Source organism: Clostridium lapidicellarium, assembly GCF_041224415.1.
Lineage (GTDB): Bacteria > Bacillota > Clostridia > Clostridiales > Clostridiaceae > Clostridium_B > Clostridium_B lapidicellarium.
Genome location: NZ_JBGFFE010000022.1, coordinates 22,529 through 40,397, shown reverse-complemented (window position 1 = coordinate 40,397; position 17,869 = coordinate 22,529). Strand labels below are relative to the sequence as shown.

At 35.3% G+C, this 17,869-nt stretch carries 18 protein-coding genes; all 18 read left to right on the top strand.

Annotated features, from left to right (window positions below; translation table 11 throughout):
- Nucleotides 1-48: 48 nt before the first annotated feature.
- The 18 genes from AB8S09_RS12675 to AB8S09_RS12590 all read left to right on the top strand — a co-directional run bounded on the left by AB8S09_RS12675 (nucleotide 49) and on the right by AB8S09_RS12590 (nucleotide 17,855).
- Nucleotides 49-711 carry a ParA family protein gene (locus AB8S09_RS12675; protein WP_369869272.1) on the top strand — a complete coding sequence of 221 codons (663 nt, stop codon included), beginning with the start codon at nucleotides 49-51 and terminating at the stop codon, nucleotides 709-711.
- A gap of 141 nt (nucleotides 712-852) precedes the next feature.
- Entirely contained in the window at nucleotides 853-1,062 is a 210-nt protein-coding gene (locus tag AB8S09_RS12670) for a 4Fe-4S dicluster domain-containing protein (RefSeq protein ID WP_294183356.1), read from the top strand.
- Nucleotides 1,063-1,081: 19 nt separating this feature from the next.
- A complete protein-coding gene (locus AB8S09_RS12665; protein ID WP_294183355.1) occupies nucleotides 1,082-2,152 on the top strand; it encodes a 3-methyl-2-oxobutanoate dehydrogenase subunit VorB in 1,071 nt (356 codons plus the stop codon).
- Complete coding sequence (locus AB8S09_RS12660) at nucleotides 2,152-2,901, top strand: thiamine pyrophosphate-dependent enzyme (protein WP_294183353.1); 750 nt, start codon at nucleotides 2,152-2,154, stop codon at nucleotides 2,899-2,901. The genes AB8S09_RS12665 and AB8S09_RS12660 overlap by 1 nt, the downstream gene beginning before the upstream one ends.
- A 1-nt stretch (nucleotide 2,902) precedes the next feature.
- Nucleotides 2,903-3,433 carry a 2-oxoacid:ferredoxin oxidoreductase subunit gamma family protein gene (locus AB8S09_RS12655; RefSeq protein WP_294183351.1) on the top strand — a complete coding sequence of 177 codons (531 nt, stop codon included), beginning with the start codon at nucleotides 2,903-2,905 and terminating at the stop codon, nucleotides 3,431-3,433.
- Nucleotides 3,434-3,594: 161 nt separating this feature from the next.
- Nucleotides 3,595-4,947, top strand: coding sequence for a phosphoglucosamine mutase (gene glmM / locus AB8S09_RS12650; RefSeq protein ID WP_369869271.1), 1,353 nt, complete (start codon nucleotides 3,595-3,597; stop codon nucleotides 4,945-4,947).
- 159 nt (nucleotides 4,948-5,106) lie between these two features.
- Nucleotides 5,107-5,307, top strand: a complete 201-nt coding sequence (locus AB8S09_RS12645; protein WP_294183348.1) for a DUF4177 domain-containing protein — start codon at nucleotides 5,107-5,109, stop codon at nucleotides 5,305-5,307.
- A gap of 904 nt (nucleotides 5,308-6,211) precedes the next feature.
- Complete coding sequence (glmS, locus tag AB8S09_RS12640) at nucleotides 6,212-8,038, top strand: glutamine--fructose-6-phosphate transaminase (isomerizing) (protein ID WP_294183347.1); 1,827 nt, start codon at nucleotides 6,212-6,214, stop codon at nucleotides 8,036-8,038.
- A 308-nt stretch (nucleotides 8,039-8,346) separates the two neighbouring features.
- A complete protein-coding gene (locus AB8S09_RS12635) occupies nucleotides 8,347-9,183 on the top strand; it encodes a L,D-transpeptidase family protein (RefSeq protein WP_294183346.1) in 837 nt (278 codons plus the stop codon).
- Nucleotides 9,184-9,284: 101 nt separating this feature from the next.
- On the top strand, nucleotides 9,285-9,677 hold the full coding sequence (locus tag AB8S09_RS12630) for a secondary thiamine-phosphate synthase enzyme YjbQ (protein ID WP_294183344.1): 393 nt from the start codon (nucleotides 9,285-9,287) through the stop codon (nucleotides 9,675-9,677).
- A gap of 3 nt (nucleotides 9,678-9,680) precedes the next feature.
- Nucleotides 9,681-10,403: an HAD family hydrolase gene (locus AB8S09_RS12625; RefSeq protein WP_294183341.1), complete on the top strand. Its 723-nt coding sequence runs from the start codon at nucleotides 9,681-9,683 to the stop codon at nucleotides 10,401-10,403.
- A 224-nt stretch (nucleotides 10,404-10,627) separates the two neighbouring features.
- Entirely contained in the window at nucleotides 10,628-11,182 is a 555-nt protein-coding gene (cobO, locus tag AB8S09_RS12620; RefSeq protein WP_294183339.1) for a cob(I)yrinic acid a,c-diamide adenosyltransferase, read from the top strand.
- A 63-nt stretch (nucleotides 11,183-11,245) separates the two neighbouring features.
- On the top strand, nucleotides 11,246-12,361 hold the full coding sequence (locus AB8S09_RS12615; protein WP_294183336.1) for a DUF362 domain-containing protein: 1,116 nt from the start codon (nucleotides 11,246-11,248) through the stop codon (nucleotides 12,359-12,361).
- 111 nt (nucleotides 12,362-12,472) lie between these two features.
- Nucleotides 12,473-14,371 (top strand): sigma-54-dependent Fis family transcriptional regulator, encoded by a 1,899-nt coding sequence (locus AB8S09_RS12610; protein WP_369869276.1) that lies wholly within the window; start codon nucleotides 12,473-12,475, stop codon nucleotides 14,369-14,371.
- Between the two features lie 293 nt (nucleotides 14,372-14,664).
- Entirely contained in the window at nucleotides 14,665-15,726 is a 1,062-nt protein-coding gene (locus AB8S09_RS12605; protein WP_294183334.1) for an NAD(P)-dependent alcohol dehydrogenase, read from the top strand.
- Between the two features lie 153 nt (nucleotides 15,727-15,879).
- Nucleotides 15,880-17,019 (top strand): 1-propanol dehydrogenase PduQ, encoded by a 1,140-nt coding sequence (locus tag AB8S09_RS12600; RefSeq protein WP_369869270.1) that lies wholly within the window; start codon nucleotides 15,880-15,882, stop codon nucleotides 17,017-17,019.
- 39 nt (nucleotides 17,020-17,058) lie between these two features.
- Nucleotides 17,059-17,403 (top strand): ethanolamine utilization microcompartment protein EutS, encoded by a 345-nt coding sequence (gene eutS, locus AB8S09_RS12595; RefSeq protein ID WP_369869269.1) that lies wholly within the window; start codon nucleotides 17,059-17,061, stop codon nucleotides 17,401-17,403.
- Nucleotides 17,404-17,423: 20 nt separating this feature from the next.
- On the top strand, nucleotides 17,424-17,855 hold the full coding sequence (locus AB8S09_RS12590) for a EutP/PduV family microcompartment system protein (RefSeq protein ID WP_294183331.1): 432 nt from the start codon (nucleotides 17,424-17,426) through the stop codon (nucleotides 17,853-17,855).
- The last annotated feature ends 14 nt before the right edge of the window (nucleotides 17,856-17,869 follow it).

Below are 17,869 nucleotides of genomic sequence, written 5' to 3'. Positions count from 1 at the left end.
TACTATACATGCAAGATTAAGTACAAGTTATTTAAATGAGGTGATAATATGAGTAGAATTAAAATATTTACAGGACATTTTGGAAGTGGAAAAACTGAAGTGGCTATTAATTTTGCAATAAATTCTGCAAATGAAAATAAAAATACTGCAATAGTGGATTTAGATATAGTAAATCCCTATTTTTGTACAAGAAGTTTAAAAGATAAACTGAATAAAAAAGGTGTAAAGGTTATATCTTCAGATCCGGATTTATTGAATGCAGAATTAATGGTAGTGCCTGCTGAAGTGCTTTCAGTATTCAATGACAAAAGTTATCAGGCATTTTTCGATGTAGGAGGGGATGATCAGGGAGCTGTGGCTCTTGGGCAGTTCAACAGATTTTTTAAAAGCGAACCCTATGACATGTACTATGTGATCAATAACAAAAGGCCTTTTACCTCAAATATTGAGGATACTGAAAAATATATAAAATTTATAGAAGCTGCATCAAGGTTGAAAGTAACTCATCTCATTTCAAATAATAATTTATCCTATGAAACTACTGTATCAGATATATTGAAAGGGGATAAGCTGGTTGAAGAATTATCTCGTAAGTTAAGGATACCCCATGCATATACTGTATGTAGAAAGGATTTAGCAGATAAAGTTCAAGGAAAAGTAAGTGCAAAGGTATTTTCTATAGATATTTATATGAAGACACCTTGGGAGTAAGGTATTTATAAATGATTTATTAAAATAATAATATGCTAGAAATAAAATTTATATAGAATTAATAATATTAATTTATTATCTAGAGACATTATAGTGAAATACAGATTATTTAATAGCTAAATTTTTAGGAGGGGATTTCTCATGCCAAAAGTGACTTTTAGGGAAGAGAGATGCAAAGGTTGTGGACATTGTATAGAAGTCTGTCCGAAGAAAATTGTGTCATTTTCCACTAAGTTAAATGCAAAAGGGTATCATCCAGCTATTGTTCCGCAAGATAAAATGCAAGAATGCATAGCATGTGCATCTTGTGCTAGAATTTGTCCAGACTGTGTAATAACTGTTGAAAAATAATAAGGAGGTAAGGCTTTTTATGGTAGAGAAGGTATTAATGAAGGGTAATGAAGCTATAGGGCAAGCAGCTGTAAAAGCAGGATGTAAAGCTTTTTTTGGATATCCTATTACCCCACAGACAGAAGTTGCAGCTTACATGTCCAAGGTTATGCCAAAAATAAACAGGGTTTTCATTCAAGCTGAAAGTGAAGTAGCTGCTATAAATATGGTTTATGGTGCGGCAGGTAGTGGTGTTAGATGTATGACATCTTCAAGTTCGCCGGGAGTTAGCTTAAAATCAGAAGGTATATCTTACATTGCGGCAGCAGAATTACCTTGTCTTATTATGAACATAGTAAGAGGAGGTCCAGGTCTTGGCAGTATACAGCCAGCGCAATCAGATTATTTTCAGGCAACAAAGGGCGGAGGACATGGAGATTATAATATGCCTGTATTTGCACCAGCTTCCATACAGGAAATGATAGATTTGATACAGGATGCTTTTGATGTAGCCGATATGTACAGAACCCCTTGTATGGTAATGGGAGATGGAATGCTTGGACAAATGATGGAACCTGTTGAATTTAAAGAAAGACCTCAGAAAAAGCTGCCGGAGAAAACCTGGGCGGCCAATGGACTTAGAGGAAGGAAAAAACACAATATTATAAATTCCCTGTATTTGGCACCTGAAGATTTGCAGGCTCACAATAATAAACTTCAAGAGAAGTTCAACAAAATAAGAGAAAATGAAGTCAGATACGAATTGACTAATTGTGATGGGGAATGTGATTTGATACTGGTTGCGTATGGAACTACGTCGAGGATATGTAAAAATGTTATTAAGATGGCTAAAAAAGAAGGGATAAATATAGGTCTGATAAGGCCGATAACTTTGTGGCCGTTCCCAATGGAAGCTTTTGAAAAAACAGTAAACAAGACCAAACATGGCTATCTATCTGTGGAAATGAGCTGTGGACAAATGGTTTATGATGTTAAATTGGCATCTAACGGTAGAAAACCAGTAGGTTTTTATGGAACATCTGGAGGAGTAATTCCAGAGCCTTCAGATATTTTAAAAAAGGCTAAGGCCATGATGGGAGGGGAAAAATAATGACTGTAGTATATGCACCACCGAAATCACTGTTGGATGTACCAACACACTATTGTCCAGGCTGTACTCATGGAGTAATTCATAAATTGGTTGGGGAGGCAATAGATGAACTTGGAATTTTGGACAAAACCATTGCAGTTGTACCGGTAGGATGTTCAGTTTTGGCTTATAATTACTTTGCCTGTGATGTTTTTGAAGCAGCTCATGGCAGGGCACCAGCAGTTGCTACAGGAATAAAGAGGACTAATCCGGATAGTGTAGTGTTTACTTATCAAGGTGATGGAGATTTAGCAGCAATAGGTACCGCGGAGATAGTCCATGCCGCTACAAGAGGAGAAAATGTCACTACTATATTTGTGAATAATTGTATTTACGGTATGACGGGAGGACAGATGGCTCCAACTACATTACCGGGACAAGTTACTGAAACGACCCCTTACGGAAGGGATACAAAAATAGCCGGCTATCCGGTAAGAGTTTCGGAAATGATATCTACTCTCACAGGGGCATGCTATGTGGAAAGAGTTTCTGTAGATACCATACCTCACCTTTTAACGGCTAAGAAAGCTATAAAAAAAGCATTCCAAAATCAGCTGGAAGGAAAAGGATTCTCATTAATTGAAGTCCTTTCGATATGTCCTACTAACTGGGGTTTATCTCCTAAGGAAGCAATGCAGTGGCTGAGAGATAACATGATACCATATTATCCTCTGGGAGTAAAGAAAGACACTACTGGGGAGGTGAAGTAAAATGTCATCACAACAAATGATTTTTGCAGGCTTTGGCGGACAGGGTATTTTGTCTATGGGTAAGTTTTTAGCTTATGCAGGTATGGATGCTGATTTGAATGTTTCATGGCTTCCTTCATATGGTCCTGAAATGAGAGGAGGCACGGCCAACTGTTCTGTCATATTGACTAATGAGGATATAGGTTCCCCTGTGGTGTTGAGGGCAGATAGTGTAGTTGTAATGAATAGACCTTCTCTGGAGAAATTTGAGAACTCGGTAGAACCAGGCGGTATAATAGTAATGGACTCGGACTTAATAGATATTATGCCAAAAAGAAAGGACATAAAGACCATAGCAATTCCGGCTCAAACCATAGCAGAGAAGATAGGAAGTAAAAAAATAGCAAATATGATTTTGCTGGGAGCTCTGGTAAAAGAAACTGGTATAGTTTCCAAGGATCAATTATTAAACTCTTTGAAAGCTCATGGAAAGGAAAAATTCTTTGAATCCAATAAAAGAGCTGTTGAGAAAGGAATTGAATTTGTAAAGTAAATTTTTAAATAAAGCACTTTATTAAATAACTACTGCAGTGGCATTTGATAAAGTGCTTTTTATTTCCTGTTTTTAAGCCGCAGAAAAGTGCATTGTAGAAATATTCCTAATGTAATATAATATAAAAAGACAAATTAACTTTTGATAAGTGAGGTATTGATATGCAAAGAATGTTTGGTACTGATGGTGTAAGAGGAATTGCAAATAGGGAATTGACTCCGGAATTGGCGTATAAGCTGGGAAAGGCAGGAGCCTATGTGCTCACAGAAGCAGTGCGTAAACCTAAGATACTTGTGGGAATGGACACGAGGATATCTGGAGATATGCTGGAAAGTGCATTGGTCTCTGGCATACTTTCCATAGGGGCAAAAGCTATTTGCATTGGAGTGATACCAACACCGGCAGTGGCTTATTTGACAAGAAAATACAAGGCAGATGCAGGAGTAGTAATATCCGCTTCTCATAATCCAGTGGAATATAACGGTATAAAATTTTTTAATGGCTCAGGTTATAAATTGTCTGATGAATTAGAAGATAAAATACAGTACATAATTGAAAATGATTTTAAAGGAATATCCATACCTTTTGGTGAGCAAATAGGAAGAAAAATTGTTAAAAGTGAAGGTGCACTGAAAGATTATATAGATTTTGCAAAATCAACTATTGATGGTGACTTAAAAGGATTGAAGATAGTTCTGGATTGTGCCAACGGAGCTTCCCACATAACTTCTGCAAGAGCTTTTAAAGAACTGGGAGCCGAAGTAAAAGTCATAAACAATAAACCAGATGGGATAAATATAAATAATAAATGTGGTTCTACCCATCCTGAGCAGCTTATGAATATTGTGGCAAACTCTGGATTTGATTTAGGACTTGCTTTTGACGGGGATGCAGATAGGTGTATTGCTGTAGACGAAAAGGGAAACCTCATAAATGGAGATCTTATCATGGCTGTAATAGGTAAGGATTTAAAGGATAAGGGCAGGCTTTATAAAAATACAGTGGTAGTTACTGTTATGAGTAATATGGGACTTGATATAGCACTTAAAAAGGAAGAAATGCATACTGTAAAGACCAAAGTTGGAGATAGATATGTACTTGAAAAGATGAAGGAGGGTGGATATAAGCTTGGAGGAGAGCAGTCAGGCCACATAATTATGCTTGATTATAATACTACAGGGGACGGGCTTGTTACTGCACTGCAGATATCATACATAGTCAAAAAAAGTGGTAAAAAATTATCTGATCTTGCTTCTATGATGAAAAATTTACCCCAGGTATTGGTAAATGCAAAAGTGCCAAATGAAAAGAAAAACATTTATAGAGAAGATGAAGAAATAATGGAAAAGATAGGAGAAGTTGAAAAGAGGCTGGATGGCTGTGGAAGAGTGCTTATAAGACCTTCAGGTACGGAACCTTTGGTCAGGGTTATGCTGGAAGGTGAAAGGCAAAGTGAAATAGACAAAATTGCCCATAATTTAGCCGGATTGATTCAACGAAAAGCTAATTCATAAAATATTTAAAAATATGTAGATTTTAATACACTGTGCGGAATAGGAAACAGTGTATTTTTATTTTAGTTTTATTTTTCCTATTATATTGCGAAATTGGGAAGTATATTAATTAAGGCCTAAATGATTTTACCTATTACAAAATATTGGAGGTATGTTTTGATGGTATGGGAATATAAGATTATTATGACAGAAAAATTTTTGAGTTCAGATGATAATTTAACTGTGGAAGAAAAATTTAATAAGTGGGGAAAGAATGCCTGGGAATTTGCAGGAATTGTGCAAAAACCCTACACTACCCTGGGAAAGGATCCTAAAATAGATGGTGATTGTATAATATTTAAAAGATGTAAGGAAAATTAGATAATGGCAGATTAAAATTGAGGTAAAATCGTTTGGGCAAGTATGTAAATTTTCATGTTAATACAAAATTAATAATTGAATTGAATTTATATCTATATGGGGTAATTTCCGGGAACCATTATATTTCAAGGTAGTAAGGACAAAATCTATATTTTAGAATGTATGAATTTTACAATTATAACAGTTGACAAAAAATCAAATTAAATAATATAATGTATTGACAACAGATTTTAGGTTGTCAATTTAGTTTGAGGAGGGTGGTTGTCAGTTAACAGTATAATGATAAAAGCGCCAGAACTTAAGTTCGACTGATCAAATCGAAGATTGATTTTTAATAGNAAAAAATCAAATTAAATAATATAATGTATTGACAACAGATTTTAGGTTGTCAATTTAGTTTGAGGAGGGTGGTTGTCAGTTAACAGTATAATGATAAAAGCGCCAGAACTTAAGTTCGACTGATCAAATCGAAGATTGATTTTTAATAGGGAAACTCAGACTTTGACCGTCTGAGTAAGTTCGACTAACCAAATCAAAGATTGATTTTTAATAAGGAAACTCAGACTTTGACCGTCTGAGTAAGTTCGACTAACCAAATCAAAGATTTGGAGTCTCACTTAAGTTGACGAGGATGGGGAGTATCGAATCTTCGGCGGGTGCCCCACGGTATCGCACTACCGTTAACAACTGATAAAATCAGGGAGCGATTTCTGATACAACATCAGTTTGGTGTAAAAGCCTTTGATAGGAATCTAATATGAGGTTCCACAGCACAAGTACCTGAAAAATCTTTAGCAGTTCAGGTTTCGTTTGAGTACGGTTTTTTAATTTTACAGTAAAGTAAAATTTTCTATAATCAAATTGTGCTGCTTGTTAATTATTAAATATTGAAAGGAAGATTAATATGTGCGGAATAGTTGGCTTTGTTGGAAAAAAGCAGGCATCTCCTATTTTAATTGAGGGCCTCAGTAAACTTGAATACAGGGGATATGATTCAGCTGGAGTTGCTGTAATAGATAAAGATCATATCAATGTAGTAAAGTGTAAGGGAAGACTTGAAAATCTTGAAAATAAATTATCTAAACATCCCCTTAAAGGGATAGTTGGAATTGGTCATACAAGGTGGGCCACTCACGGCAAACCTTCTGATATAAATGCACATCCCCACAACAGCCAGGATGGGACTATAAGTGTGGTTCACAATGGAATAGTGGAAAATTATTTGCAGCTTAGGGAATGGCTTATGTCAAAAGGATATAAATTTGTATCTGAAACGGATACTGAAGTTATACCTCAACTTATAGAATATTTTTATAAGGGAGATATAGTAGAGGCAGTTATAAGAGCAATATCTAAGATAAAGGGAAGTTATGCTATTGGAGTCATATGTTCAAAAGAGCCGGGCAAATTAGTCGCGGTTAGAAAGGACAGCCCTTTGATAGTTGGATTGGGTAAAAATGAATATTATATAGCATCGGATATTCCAGCTGTACTCAATCATACAAGGGATATATATCTTTTAAATGATAATGAATTTGCAGTTATAACTGAAAATGGAGTAAAACTTTTATCTGAAGATAAGAAGGAAGTAAAAAAAGATATATATCATGTTACATGGAGTGCTAATGCCGCTGAAAAAGGTGGATTCGAACATTTCATGATGAAGGAGATACACGAACAGCCTAAGGCAATTAGAGACACCATGACTTCTAGAATTATGCCGGGCAAGCCCGTGACTTTGGATGATATAAAATTAACTAAAGAACAGATCGAAAATATAGATAAGATATATATAGTGGCTTGTGGAACTGCTTATCATGCAGGAATAGTTGGAAAATATGTAATAGAAAAATTGGTTAGAATGCCGGTAGAAGTAGATATTGCTTCGGAATTCAGGTATAGAAATCCTATTATAAATAAAAGGACTCTTATGATAATTATAAGTCAGTCGGGAGAAACGGCGGATACCCTTGCTGCCTTGAGAGAAGCGAAAAAACGGGGGGCCAGGGTGATAGCCGTAACTAATGTAGTGGGAAGTTCTGTATCCAGAGAAGCAGATGACATACTGTATACCTGGGCAGGTCCCGAAATAGCAGTGGCCTCTACCAAGGCATATGTAACACAGCTTATTGCAATTTATATAATTGCCCTTTTCTTTGCACAGCATAAGAATACGTTGAGTTCGGAAAAAATAGAATCTATAAAAAAGGAAATGCTTTCTCTGCCCATAAAGGCAGAAAAAGTCCTTGGGAATAAAGAGATCATTCAGGAAATGGCAGAAAAAATTTATAAAAATAAAGATATATTTTTCTTGGGAAGAGGTCTTGATTATGCTGTTGCCCTGGAAGGATCCTTGAAGTTAAAAGAAATATCTTATATTCATTCAGAGGCTTATGCTGGTGGAGAATTAAAACATGGACCTATAGCACTGATTGAGGATGGTACTGTAGTGATTGCAGGTGCCACCCAGGAAAATCTGATTAAAAAGATGGTAAGCAATATCGAAGAAGTGACCACGAGAGGTGCCAAGGTCTTGGCCTTTACTTTTGAAGGGAATAAAGATGTTGAAAGGGCAGCAGATTATGTAATATATTTGCCAAAAACCATGGATATATTTGCACCGGTACTTGCGGTGATTCCTCTTCAGCTTTTAGCTTATTATATTTCCATAAAAAAAGGCTGTGATGTGGATAAGCCTAGGAATTTGGCTAAATCTGTTACAGTGGAATAAGATAGAATTTGGCTAAAGAGGCTAAACAGAGTTTTAAATCAAGATAAAGATTTTAATAGGGCAGTAAAATCGGTTTTACAAATCCGATTTTACTGTCATTTTATTTATAATACTGTAAAAATAGTATTATTTTCATGTTATAATATATTCGTAAACTATAAAATTTTAGAATTCATTATATTTTATAGCTTTTTTGGTACCATTTAAGTGTTATAATAATATGATGAATATAGGTAGTTTTATTTATTATTGAAGGGGGAATTTTGTTTTTTAAATTTAAAAAACGATAAGAGGGATAGGAGAACTTTATGAAACGAACTTTGTTAATAGGAATTATGACTGTGATGATGATTTTTAGTTTTTCTGCGTGCGGTAATTCATCTGGCTTGAATAATAAGCAGAATACTCAAAAAGTAAATGTTGTTAGTAATATAAATACGCATAAAGAGAAAAAACCAGTGCCGCCACCTAGAAGTATTCTTAAATCAGGGGATAAGGGGAATGATGTGAAAGATATTCAGGAAAAGCTTAAAAAATTTGGCTATAATGTAAATGCAGATGGAAATTTTGGTGAACAGACGGTGTATGCTGTGATGGATTTTCAGCACAGACATGGTCTTACTACCAATGGTGTAGTAAAGGATGTTACCCTAAGTGATTTAAAAAAGAAACCTACATCAGATGTAATGTACAAGCCTACGGCGGAAGTAGTATCTGCCTATAATTCAGCTTATCCTGAAGGTATAATAAATGGATTGGAAACTCAGAGCTATACTGATTATTATATTATGGTGAGTATACCTGAACAGATGGTATATATTTTTAATGGGAGTAATCATAAATGGAGATTAATAAACTCATTTCAATGTGCAACGGGGACAGGCGGCACACCAACGGTAAGAGGCCATTTTTTTGTGGGAATAAAAGGACCTCAATTTGAATCAGAAGGTGGAGCTATACTTAAATACTATACACAGTTTCAGGGAAATTACCTTTTCCACAGCGTTTTATTTGATAAAAATGGAAACCTGCTAGATGGTACTCTGGGGAGATCTGCATCACACGGGTGCATAAGATTAGCTCTTGAGAATGCCAAATACATTTACGATAATGTTCCTATAGGTTCAGGGATTTTAATACGTTAATCCCTGTAGCACTATTAAATTACTAAAGGGGGTAGTAGTTTAGTAGTGCTTTTTTAGATTGAAAGATTTAATTTCCTGATAATTATAAACGAGGTGAAATTATGGAATATACAATAAAAACGAAAAAGGCTCAGGAATTTGTGGATATAACAGATGTTGTAAGAGGAGCTGTATTTGAAAGCGGTGTCAAGAATGGAACAGTAATTGTTTTTGTACCACATACCACTGCTGGAATAACAATAAATGAAAATGCTGATCCTAATGTTGTGAGGGACATTTTGTGGGCATTAAATAAGGCATTTCCCGAAAAAAATGGGTATTTACATGCGGAAGGCAATTCACATGCCCATATAAAAGCTTCACTTATGGGTTCTTCATGTAATATTATCATAAAGAATGGAAAATTGAAGCTTGGAATTTGGCAGGGAATTTACTTGTGTGAATTTGATGGACCGCGAAATAGAAAAGTATATGTAAAAATAACTGGAGACTAGCTGATGTTTGATATGAAAGGTTATGAATATATGAATAACTATAAGTGTATAATGTTTGACTGTATGGAAACAATTATAGACATGACTGAACTTCCTAAAAAAAGTGATTATGCTCTTTGGGCTTTTGAAGGCTCAAAATGCAGAAAATATTTTAGAGATTTTAATGAATTTTATACATGTTACAGGAAGGCAGATAAGAATATTTTATCTGGTATTCCCCGGTATAGGGAATATGACTTTGAAGATATCTATGTGGATATTATGAAAAAAAGGCATTTTGATGAAGAAAAGAGCAGAGAACTGGTACAGGATCTTTTTGGAAATTTATGGAGAAATTATAAGGGCAGATGTTATGTAAATGAAGAAGTAAAGGAAGTTATTTCTTATTTAAATAAAAAATATATTCTGGGAGTAGTTTCAAATTTCAAAGTAAAAAAAGGGATAGAAGAATTATTGAGATATACCGATTTAAGGAAATACTTCAGTTTTGTTGTCAATTCTTCGGAAGAGGGATGGCGGAAACCACATCCTAACATATATCTTTTGGCCTTGAAAATGTCTGGGGTTTCTTGTAGAGATGCGTTATTTGTAGGAGATGATTTCACGAATGATTACCTTGGGCCTAGAAAAATGGGAATGGACAGTATCCTTTTAGAAAAAGGTAGGAATAATATTGAAAATTGTAAAAAAATAAGAAAATTTGCGGAGCTTGAAGAGATGCTGTAAAGATGCAGTGTGGGCATATCTTGCAAAAGTAAAAAGTTTCTGGTAAAATGAATGAAAATAGAAATTGTAATTTTTATGTTTTTATTTTAAGCTGCTAAAAAAATGTTATATATCTGATAAGACTTTTCATCTGGAAATATTTGTTTCAGGTGATATTTTTGCATAAATTAAACTTTTATGTTTTGTGTTTGAGTTAATAAAAATTTTAGAAGAAGGTAATAGAGATGTCAACAGTGCAGTCAGTACGGTCAAATTTGGCTAGACATGGTCTGGTGATGGTGATTACGGGCAATGGAAAAGGTAAGACTACTTCTGCATTCGGTCAAGCTTTGCGTGCTGTAGGCCATGGCTATAAAGTATGCATTATTCAATTTATGAAGGGTAGAAAATACGGCGAGATTTTAGCAATAGAAAAATATATTCCGGATATTACAGTGATTCAAAGTGGGCTTGACAGTTTTGTAATGAAAGATAATCCAGCTCCAGTGGATATTGATCTTGCCAGGAAAGGTTTTAAAAAGGCTCAGGAAGCCGTAAAGAGTAAGAAATATGATCTGGTTATTTTAGATGAGCTTAATGTTGCTGTCAATTTTAATTTGATTTCAGAAGAAGAAGTAATAGATTTGATCAGGCAAAAACCACCTGAAGTGTATTTGTTATTAACCGGTCGTTATGCTTCTGATAAAATTGAAGAAGCTGCAGATATGGTAAGTGATATAACTGAAGTTAAACATCATTATAATTCCGGGATTAAAGGTCAGGCAGGAATTGAATACTAGACACCATTGTACTTTGATGGGTAATGGCAATTTTAATAAGGATATCATAAATGGGGTGATTTTATGAAAAGTGATGTATATTTCGTAAATTTAAGAGCTAGGAAAGCAAAGCAAAACAAGATAAGCAAGATAAAAAAATTATTTGACAGAGCTGGATTTAAAGATTTCCTCAGCAAGGGAGATTTAACTGCTATAAAAATTCATTTTGGTGAACTTGGGAGTGATGGATATCTCAATCCTGTATTTGTAAGGCAAGTTGTGGACAAGGTAAAGGAAGCTGATGCCAATCCATTTTTGGTGGATTCAAATACATTATATTCTGGAAGCAGATCAAATGCAGTTGATCATATGAATACTGCGATATTGCATGGATTTAATTATGCAGTGGTGAATGCACCTGTAATTATAGCGGACGGATTGAAGGGTGAAAATGTAAAAGAAGTGGAAATAGACAAGAAACATTTCAAAAATACCAGGATATCTGGTGCCATAGCTGAAGCCGACAATATGATCGTTATGTCCCATTTTAAGGGTCATGAAGCTGCAGGATTTGGAGGGGCTATTAAAAATTTAGCCATGGGGTGTGCAAATCCTGATGGTAAAAAAGATCAGCATTCCATACGACCCAGCGTGAATACAGAAAAATGTGTAGGTTGTGGACAGTGTGCAAAAGTATGTCCTCAAAAAGCTATAACTATTGAAAATAAAAAATCATCTATAGATAAGATGAGATGTATCGGTTGTGGTGAATGTATGACGGTCTGTCCCGTTAAAGCTATTGAATCAGGAACTGAAATAGAGGCAAGGATATTTACGGAAAAACTCACTGAGTATGCCTATGGAGCAGTAAAGGGAAAAGAAGGTAAAGTGGGATATATAAATTTTGTAATTGATGTAACTCCTGATTGCGACTGTGTTCCATGGAGTGACTCCCCTATAGTTCCAGATATAGGCATATTGGCATCAAAAGATCCAGTGGCTTTGGACGCCGCATGTTATGATCTGGTGAATAAGGCGCCGGCATTGGATAATACTTTTTTAAAGGACAATGAAACTAAAGGGGAACAGTGCAGGGATAAATTCAAAGCCATGAGAAAAAATACTTATGGAGAAGTGCAGCTGGCTCATGGAGAAGAAATAGGACTTGGTTCTAGAGATTATAGGCTGATAAATTTATAGAAGACAATAGATAATTTGAGGATAATACTGCTGATGGATTTTACATATGGGGTATTATCCTTTTCCATGTTGGTGAAATCGTATTCGCATATGGTATAAGGGGGTATTATTATTTTCAGCATTGATGAGGATATATTGGAATCCCATAAAAGGTGTATTAGATATGGAATAAATAAGGACAGGGTTTTCCCCACCAAAATACTTAAAGATGAAGAATTTCATAAGGTGTGTGCGGAAAACAGAAAACTTATAAAAGTTGCTGTTCCCTTTATGAAGGTATTATATAAGTTTTTAAAGGGTTCAGAGTTTTCATTGTATCTTACGGATAAAAATGGTATTGTACTTAGAATTATGGGTGATAAGGATATAATAGAAGATGAGAAAAAGATGGGTATGGTGGAAGGAGCTGATATGAGTGAAAAAAGTACGGGTACCAATGCCATAGGTGTTGCCCTCTATAAGGATTGTGCTGTTCAGATATCCGGAAAACAACATTTTATAACGACATATTACACTTGGACTTGCTCTGCAGATGTTATTCACGATGGAGAAGTTAATATAATAGGCTGTTTGAACCTTACAGGAAGACGCCAGTTTGAACACCCTCATACTCTGGGGCTTGTAGTTGCATCGACGGCATATGTGGAAAATCAACTAAAAGTGGAGGAAACCCAGTATGAGTTATTTCAGGCCCAGCAATATATGGATAAAGTTATAAATTCCATTAACTCCGGTATTATTGCAATCGACAGCAGCGGTAAGATAAAATCTATAAATAATAATGCCTGTGAACTTTTAAGTGTCAAAAGGGAAGTCGTTGGAGAGAATATAAACAGCATTTTAGATAATTGGAAATATATATTTGAGGAATTGAAAAAGGGTAATTTATACGAAAATAGAGAGATAATATATTCTTATGGGAGCGAAAAACAAAGACTTAACCTGAATGTGTATCCTATAAAGAGTCAAAGTGGTGCAATGATGGGAATGGTTGCCATGTTTAAAAATATAAATAAAGTTTATAATCTTGTAAAAAAATATATAGGTAAGACGGCTACTTATACTTTTGATGATTTTATAGGTAAAAGTGATATAGTGCTTGAATTGATAAAGCAGGCAAAAAGCGTGGCAAATACTCCTTCGACAGTTTTAATCCAGGGTGAGAGCGGTACGGGAAAAGAACTTATCGCCCAGTCAATTCACAATGCAAGCAGCAGAAGGAATTATCCTTTTGTGGTTATAAATTGCGGTGCAATACCTGAGAATTTAATAGAAAGTGAACTATTTGGCTATGAAGAAGGTGCTTTTACAGGAGCCAGGAGAGGCGGGCGTGCCGGCAAATTCGAACTTTCAAATGGCGGTACATTGTTTTTGGATGAAATAAGCGAGATGCCTCTGGATATGCAGGTTCATCTACTTAGGGTACTTCAGGAGGGAACTGTAACAAGACTTGGTGGGAGCAGGTGCATACATGTGGATGTCAGAATTATTGCAGCTACTAATAAAAATTTAAAAGAGGAAGTGGAGAAGGGAAATTTTAGAGAAGATCTGTACTACAGGTTAAGTGTAATTCCGCTGTATGTTCCGCCTCTTAGATACAGGGAAAATGATGTGGAAATTCTCATCAGGCATTTTTTAAAAGTCAAATCCATAAAATTAAAAAAACCCATACCGAAAATAGATTACAGGTTATATCAGAAACTGTTGAATTATACTTGGCCTGGAAATGTCAGAGAACTGGAAAACTGCATTGAAAATATTGTAAATATGAATGGAAATACCTCTTTTGAATTTAAAGATTTAGATTCTGGTAAAATACGAATGGACTGTACGAATTGTGAAAATGAAGGTTTCAAGTATGATATGTATTCTTTGGATCAATGGGGAAAAATAGCCATAGTGGACTGCCTGCATAAATGTAATTATAATATTACTAAAACAGCCGGAGTTTTAAAAATAAATAGAAGCACTCTATATGCCAAAATAAAAAAATTCAATATAAAAATATGATGATAAATATTTATCAAATTTTAAAGAAATAAATATTAAAGTGATGTATAAAAAAACAACAATGTTGTAAAATACTACGGTAATTTAATAAATATTGTAGTATTTTACAACATTTCTATTTATGAAGGAATTTATACTTCCGATAAATAATTAAAAATTTAACTTGACTTCAATTGAATTTATGCTGCAGACGGACTCCCCGCTGATATTTGAGAAAATTACTGGAATGAATTTTGCTAAAGTTTGAGGTGTAATGTAGTACAACATTTTATAATTTAGGAGGTCTTTGTTTTATGAAAGGTTTTGCAATGATGGGTCCAGGTAAAGTGGGGTGGATCGAAAAGGATAAGCCGAAGGCAGGTCCATATGATGCTATAGTTTCTCCGCTGGCTGTATCACCCTGCACTTCTGATATTCATACTGTGTACGAGGGTGCACTTGGGAAGAGGAATAATATGATCTTGGGACATGAAGCTGTTGGAAAAGTAGTTGAAGTTGGAGATATGGTCAAAAATTTTAAACCGGGTGATAGAGTAATAGTACCTTGTACGACGCCGGATTGGGGAACTTTGGAATCTCAGGCAGGGCATCCCCAACATTCGGGAGGAATGCTCGCAGGCTGGAAATATTCTAATTTTAAGGATGGAGTTTTTGCAGAATATTTTCATGTAAATGAGGCTGATGCAAATCTTGAGATTTTACCAGATGAAATACCTGTGGAAAATGCGGTCATGATATCTGACATGATGACTACAGGTTTTCATGGTGCAGAGTTGGCTGAAATAGAATTTGGCCAAACTGTGGCAGTTATAGGTATAGGCCCCGTAGGGCTTATGGCTGTAGCAGGAGCTAAACTCCGCGGGGCAGGAAGACTTATAGGAGTTGGCAGCAGAAAGGTTTGTGTTGAAGTCGCGAAAAGTTACGGCGCAACTGATATAGTGAATTATAAAGAAGGAGATATAGTCGATCAAATTATGAGTTTAACTCACGGAAAAGGTGTTGATCGTGTGATTATAGCTGGAGGTAATACCAATACTTTGGCACAGGCTATAACTATGCTTAAACCCGGCGGAGTGGTTTCAAATGTAAATTACCACGGCAAAGGAGATACTTTGCCTATACCCCGTGAAGCATGGGGATGCGGAATGGCCCATAAAACTATAAGAGGGGGACTTTGCCCTGGAGGGAGGCTTAGAGTCCAGAGATTGATAGATCTTGTAAGATATAAACGAGTTGATATAGGCAAATTAGTTACCCACGTTTACAACGGTTTTGAAAATATAGAAAAAGCACTTTTGCTTATGAAAGATAAACCTGTAGATTTAATTAAACCGGTGGTTGTCATAGAAAAATAATTTTAAATATTGTGATTTTAATCTAAAATTGCCCATATATCCTCCAATAAATTTTGTATATTAATAATATAATGAAGAATAATATATTTTTAAATCTTGTATACTAATGATATAATAAAGACAGTAAGCTTTTTACACTAGGGAGGAAAAAATATGGGCAATTTTAAAATAGGAACTGAGGTACACTTTGGAGATGATTCACTTAAAAGATTAAATGATTTCAAAGATGAAAAAGTATTTGTAGTAACAGATCCATTTATGGTGAAATCAGGAACTATAAACAGAGTAACGGATGAACTAAAAAAAGTAAATAGCCGATATATGGTTTATTCCGATATAGTTCCAGATCCATCTACAGACATAGTTGCAAAGGGTGTAGAAGCAATGATGCAGTTTGATGCTGACGTGATAGTGGCACTTGGAGGCGGTTCTGCCATAGATTCAGCAAAAGCTATAAAATATTTTTTCGCAAAGATAAAAAAAGAAGATAAAAAGATGAGATTTATAGCTATACCTACTACTAGCGGCACGGGATCTGAGGTAACTGGGTTTTCAGTGATAACGGACAAGAAAAACAATGTAAAATCCACTCTTATAGATAATGAACTTTTACCCGATGAAGCTATACTGGATGCCAATTTTGTGAAGACTGTCCCAAATTTTGTTACTGCAGACACGGGAATGGATGTGCTTACACATGCAATTGAGGCATATGTGTCTGTAAATGCCAATGATTTTACAGATGCTTTTGCAGAGAAAGTTGTAAAGCTTGTTTTTGATAATCTTTTAAAGGCATACAGAAATGGAGATGATCTGGAAGCCAGAAAAAAGATGCATAATGCATCTTGTATGGCAGGAATGGCATTTAACAATGCGGCAGTGGGTCTGAACCATGGAATGGCCCATACTATTGGTGCCAAATATCATATATCTCACGGTAGAAGCAATGCCATAATATTACCCTATGTAATAGAATACAATGCAGATATCAGGGAGTTTAATTCAGAACATATGGAAACGGCTCAAAGATATGCATATCTGGCAGGCATAATCGGCGTACCCTCTGCCAGCGTAAGACAGGCTGTGAGAAATCTTATTGAATCCATAAAGGATCTTCTGAGAGATTTAAATATTCCCGATTCACTCAAACAACTGGGAGTGCCTGAAAAAGAATTCAATGATAATTTGGATGAACTTGCTAAGACGGCTATTGCGGATAGAACTACCGGTACAAATCCCAGAAAACCACAGGTAGAGGATGTAAAGAAATTGTTTAAGGACATTTATAGCTAGACTATATTAATATTTATAAGGATATTTACGGTGATGATTATGGAAGAAAAACAAAGGGTAATACAGGAATATGTTCCAGGGAAACAGGTTACATTAGCTCATGTAATAGCAAACCCCAACAAGGATTTATACAGAAAGCTCGGTCTGACAAGTGAAAACATGAATGCAATAGGCATACTTACGATAACTCCAAGCGAAGCGGCTATTATAGCAGCAGATGTGGCTACTAAGGCAGCACAGGTTCACATTGGATTTGTAGACAGATTCAGCGGCTCGTTAGTTATAACGGGAGATGTTTCCAGTGTAGAATCCGCTCTTCGGGAAGTGCTTAATGTGCTTAGCAAAGTACTTAAATTTTCCGTGTCGGGTATAACTAAATCTTAGTAAATTGCAGGAGAATTATTATGAAGACTTTATTGCTTATAGGTAGAACAGGATCTGGAAAAACTACTTTTTGTCAAGCCATGGCAGGGGAAAAGATAAATTATAAAAAAACTCAAGCCCCGGAATTTTTAAAAGATGCATTTTTGGATACTCCGGGAGAGTATATAGAAAATAGGCTTTATAGTGCAATTTCTGTTCTTTCGGCAGATTGTGACGTCATAGCTATTTTTCAAGAGTGTACGAATTTGGATATTATATTTCCACCCAGTTTTGCAGGCATGTTTGCTAAACCGCTTATAGGTATAATAACCAAGATGGATCTCTGTGAAAAAAACAGCGATATTGAAAGAGTGGAGGAGATATTGAGAATGGCAGGTGCCGAGAGAATATTTAGAATTAGTAGTTTAAATAGAACTGGTTTTAAAGAGATAAAAGAGTATATTGAAAATTGAAGCGTAATATGTAA

Excerpts from the sequence above, each read along its gene's own strand:
- eutS (WP_369869269.1), top strand. The coding sequence starts at position 17,059 with ATGGAAGAAAAACAAAGGGTAATACAGGAATATGTTCCAGGGAAACAG.
- glmS (WP_294183347.1), top strand. The coding sequence starts at position 6,212 with ATGTGCGGAATAGTTGGCTTTGTTGGAAAAAAGCAGGCATCTCCTATT.
- AB8S09_RS12630 (WP_294183344.1), top strand. The coding sequence starts at position 9,285 with ATGGAATATACAATAAAAACGAAAAAGGCTCAGGAATTTGTGGATATA.
- AB8S09_RS12615 (WP_294183336.1), top strand. The coding sequence starts at position 11,246 with ATGAAAAGTGATGTATATTTCGTAAATTTAAGAGCTAGGAAAGCAAAG.
- AB8S09_RS12600 (WP_369869270.1), top strand. The coding sequence starts at position 15,880 with ATGGGCAATTTTAAAATAGGAACTGAGGTACACTTTGGAGATGATTCA.
- cobO (WP_294183339.1), top strand. The coding sequence starts at position 10,628 with ATGTCAACAGTGCAGTCAGTACGGTCAAATTTGGCTAGACATGGTCTG.
- glmM (WP_369869271.1), top strand. The coding sequence starts at position 3,595 with ATGCAAAGAATGTTTGGTACTGATGGTGTAAGAGGAATTGCAAATAGG.
- AB8S09_RS12605 (WP_294183334.1), top strand. The coding sequence starts at position 14,665 with ATGAAAGGTTTTGCAATGATGGGTCCAGGTAAAGTGGGGTGGATCGAA.
- AB8S09_RS12675 (WP_369869272.1), top strand. The coding sequence starts at position 49 with ATGAGTAGAATTAAAATATTTACAGGACATTTTGGAAGTGGAAAAACT.
- AB8S09_RS12625 (WP_294183341.1), top strand. The coding sequence starts at position 9,681 with ATGTTTGATATGAAAGGTTATGAATATATGAATAACTATAAGTGTATA.
- AB8S09_RS12655 (WP_294183351.1), top strand. The coding sequence starts at position 2,903 with ATGTCATCACAACAAATGATTTTTGCAGGCTTTGGCGGACAGGGTATT.
- AB8S09_RS12645 (WP_294183348.1), top strand. The coding sequence starts at position 5,107 with ATGGTATGGGAATATAAGATTATTATGACAGAAAAATTTTTGAGTTCA.
- AB8S09_RS12670 (WP_294183356.1), top strand. The coding sequence starts at position 853 with ATGCCAAAAGTGACTTTTAGGGAAGAGAGATGCAAAGGTTGTGGACAT.
- AB8S09_RS12590 (WP_294183331.1), top strand. The coding sequence starts at position 17,424 with ATGAAGACTTTATTGCTTATAGGTAGAACAGGATCTGGAAAAACTACT.
- AB8S09_RS12635 (WP_294183346.1), top strand. The coding sequence starts at position 8,347 with ATGAAACGAACTTTGTTAATAGGAATTATGACTGTGATGATGATTTTT.
- AB8S09_RS12660 (WP_294183353.1), top strand. The coding sequence starts at position 2,152 with ATGACTGTAGTATATGCACCACCGAAATCACTGTTGGATGTACCAACA.
- AB8S09_RS12665 (WP_294183355.1), top strand. The coding sequence starts at position 1,082 with ATGGTAGAGAAGGTATTAATGAAGGGTAATGAAGCTATAGGGCAAGCA.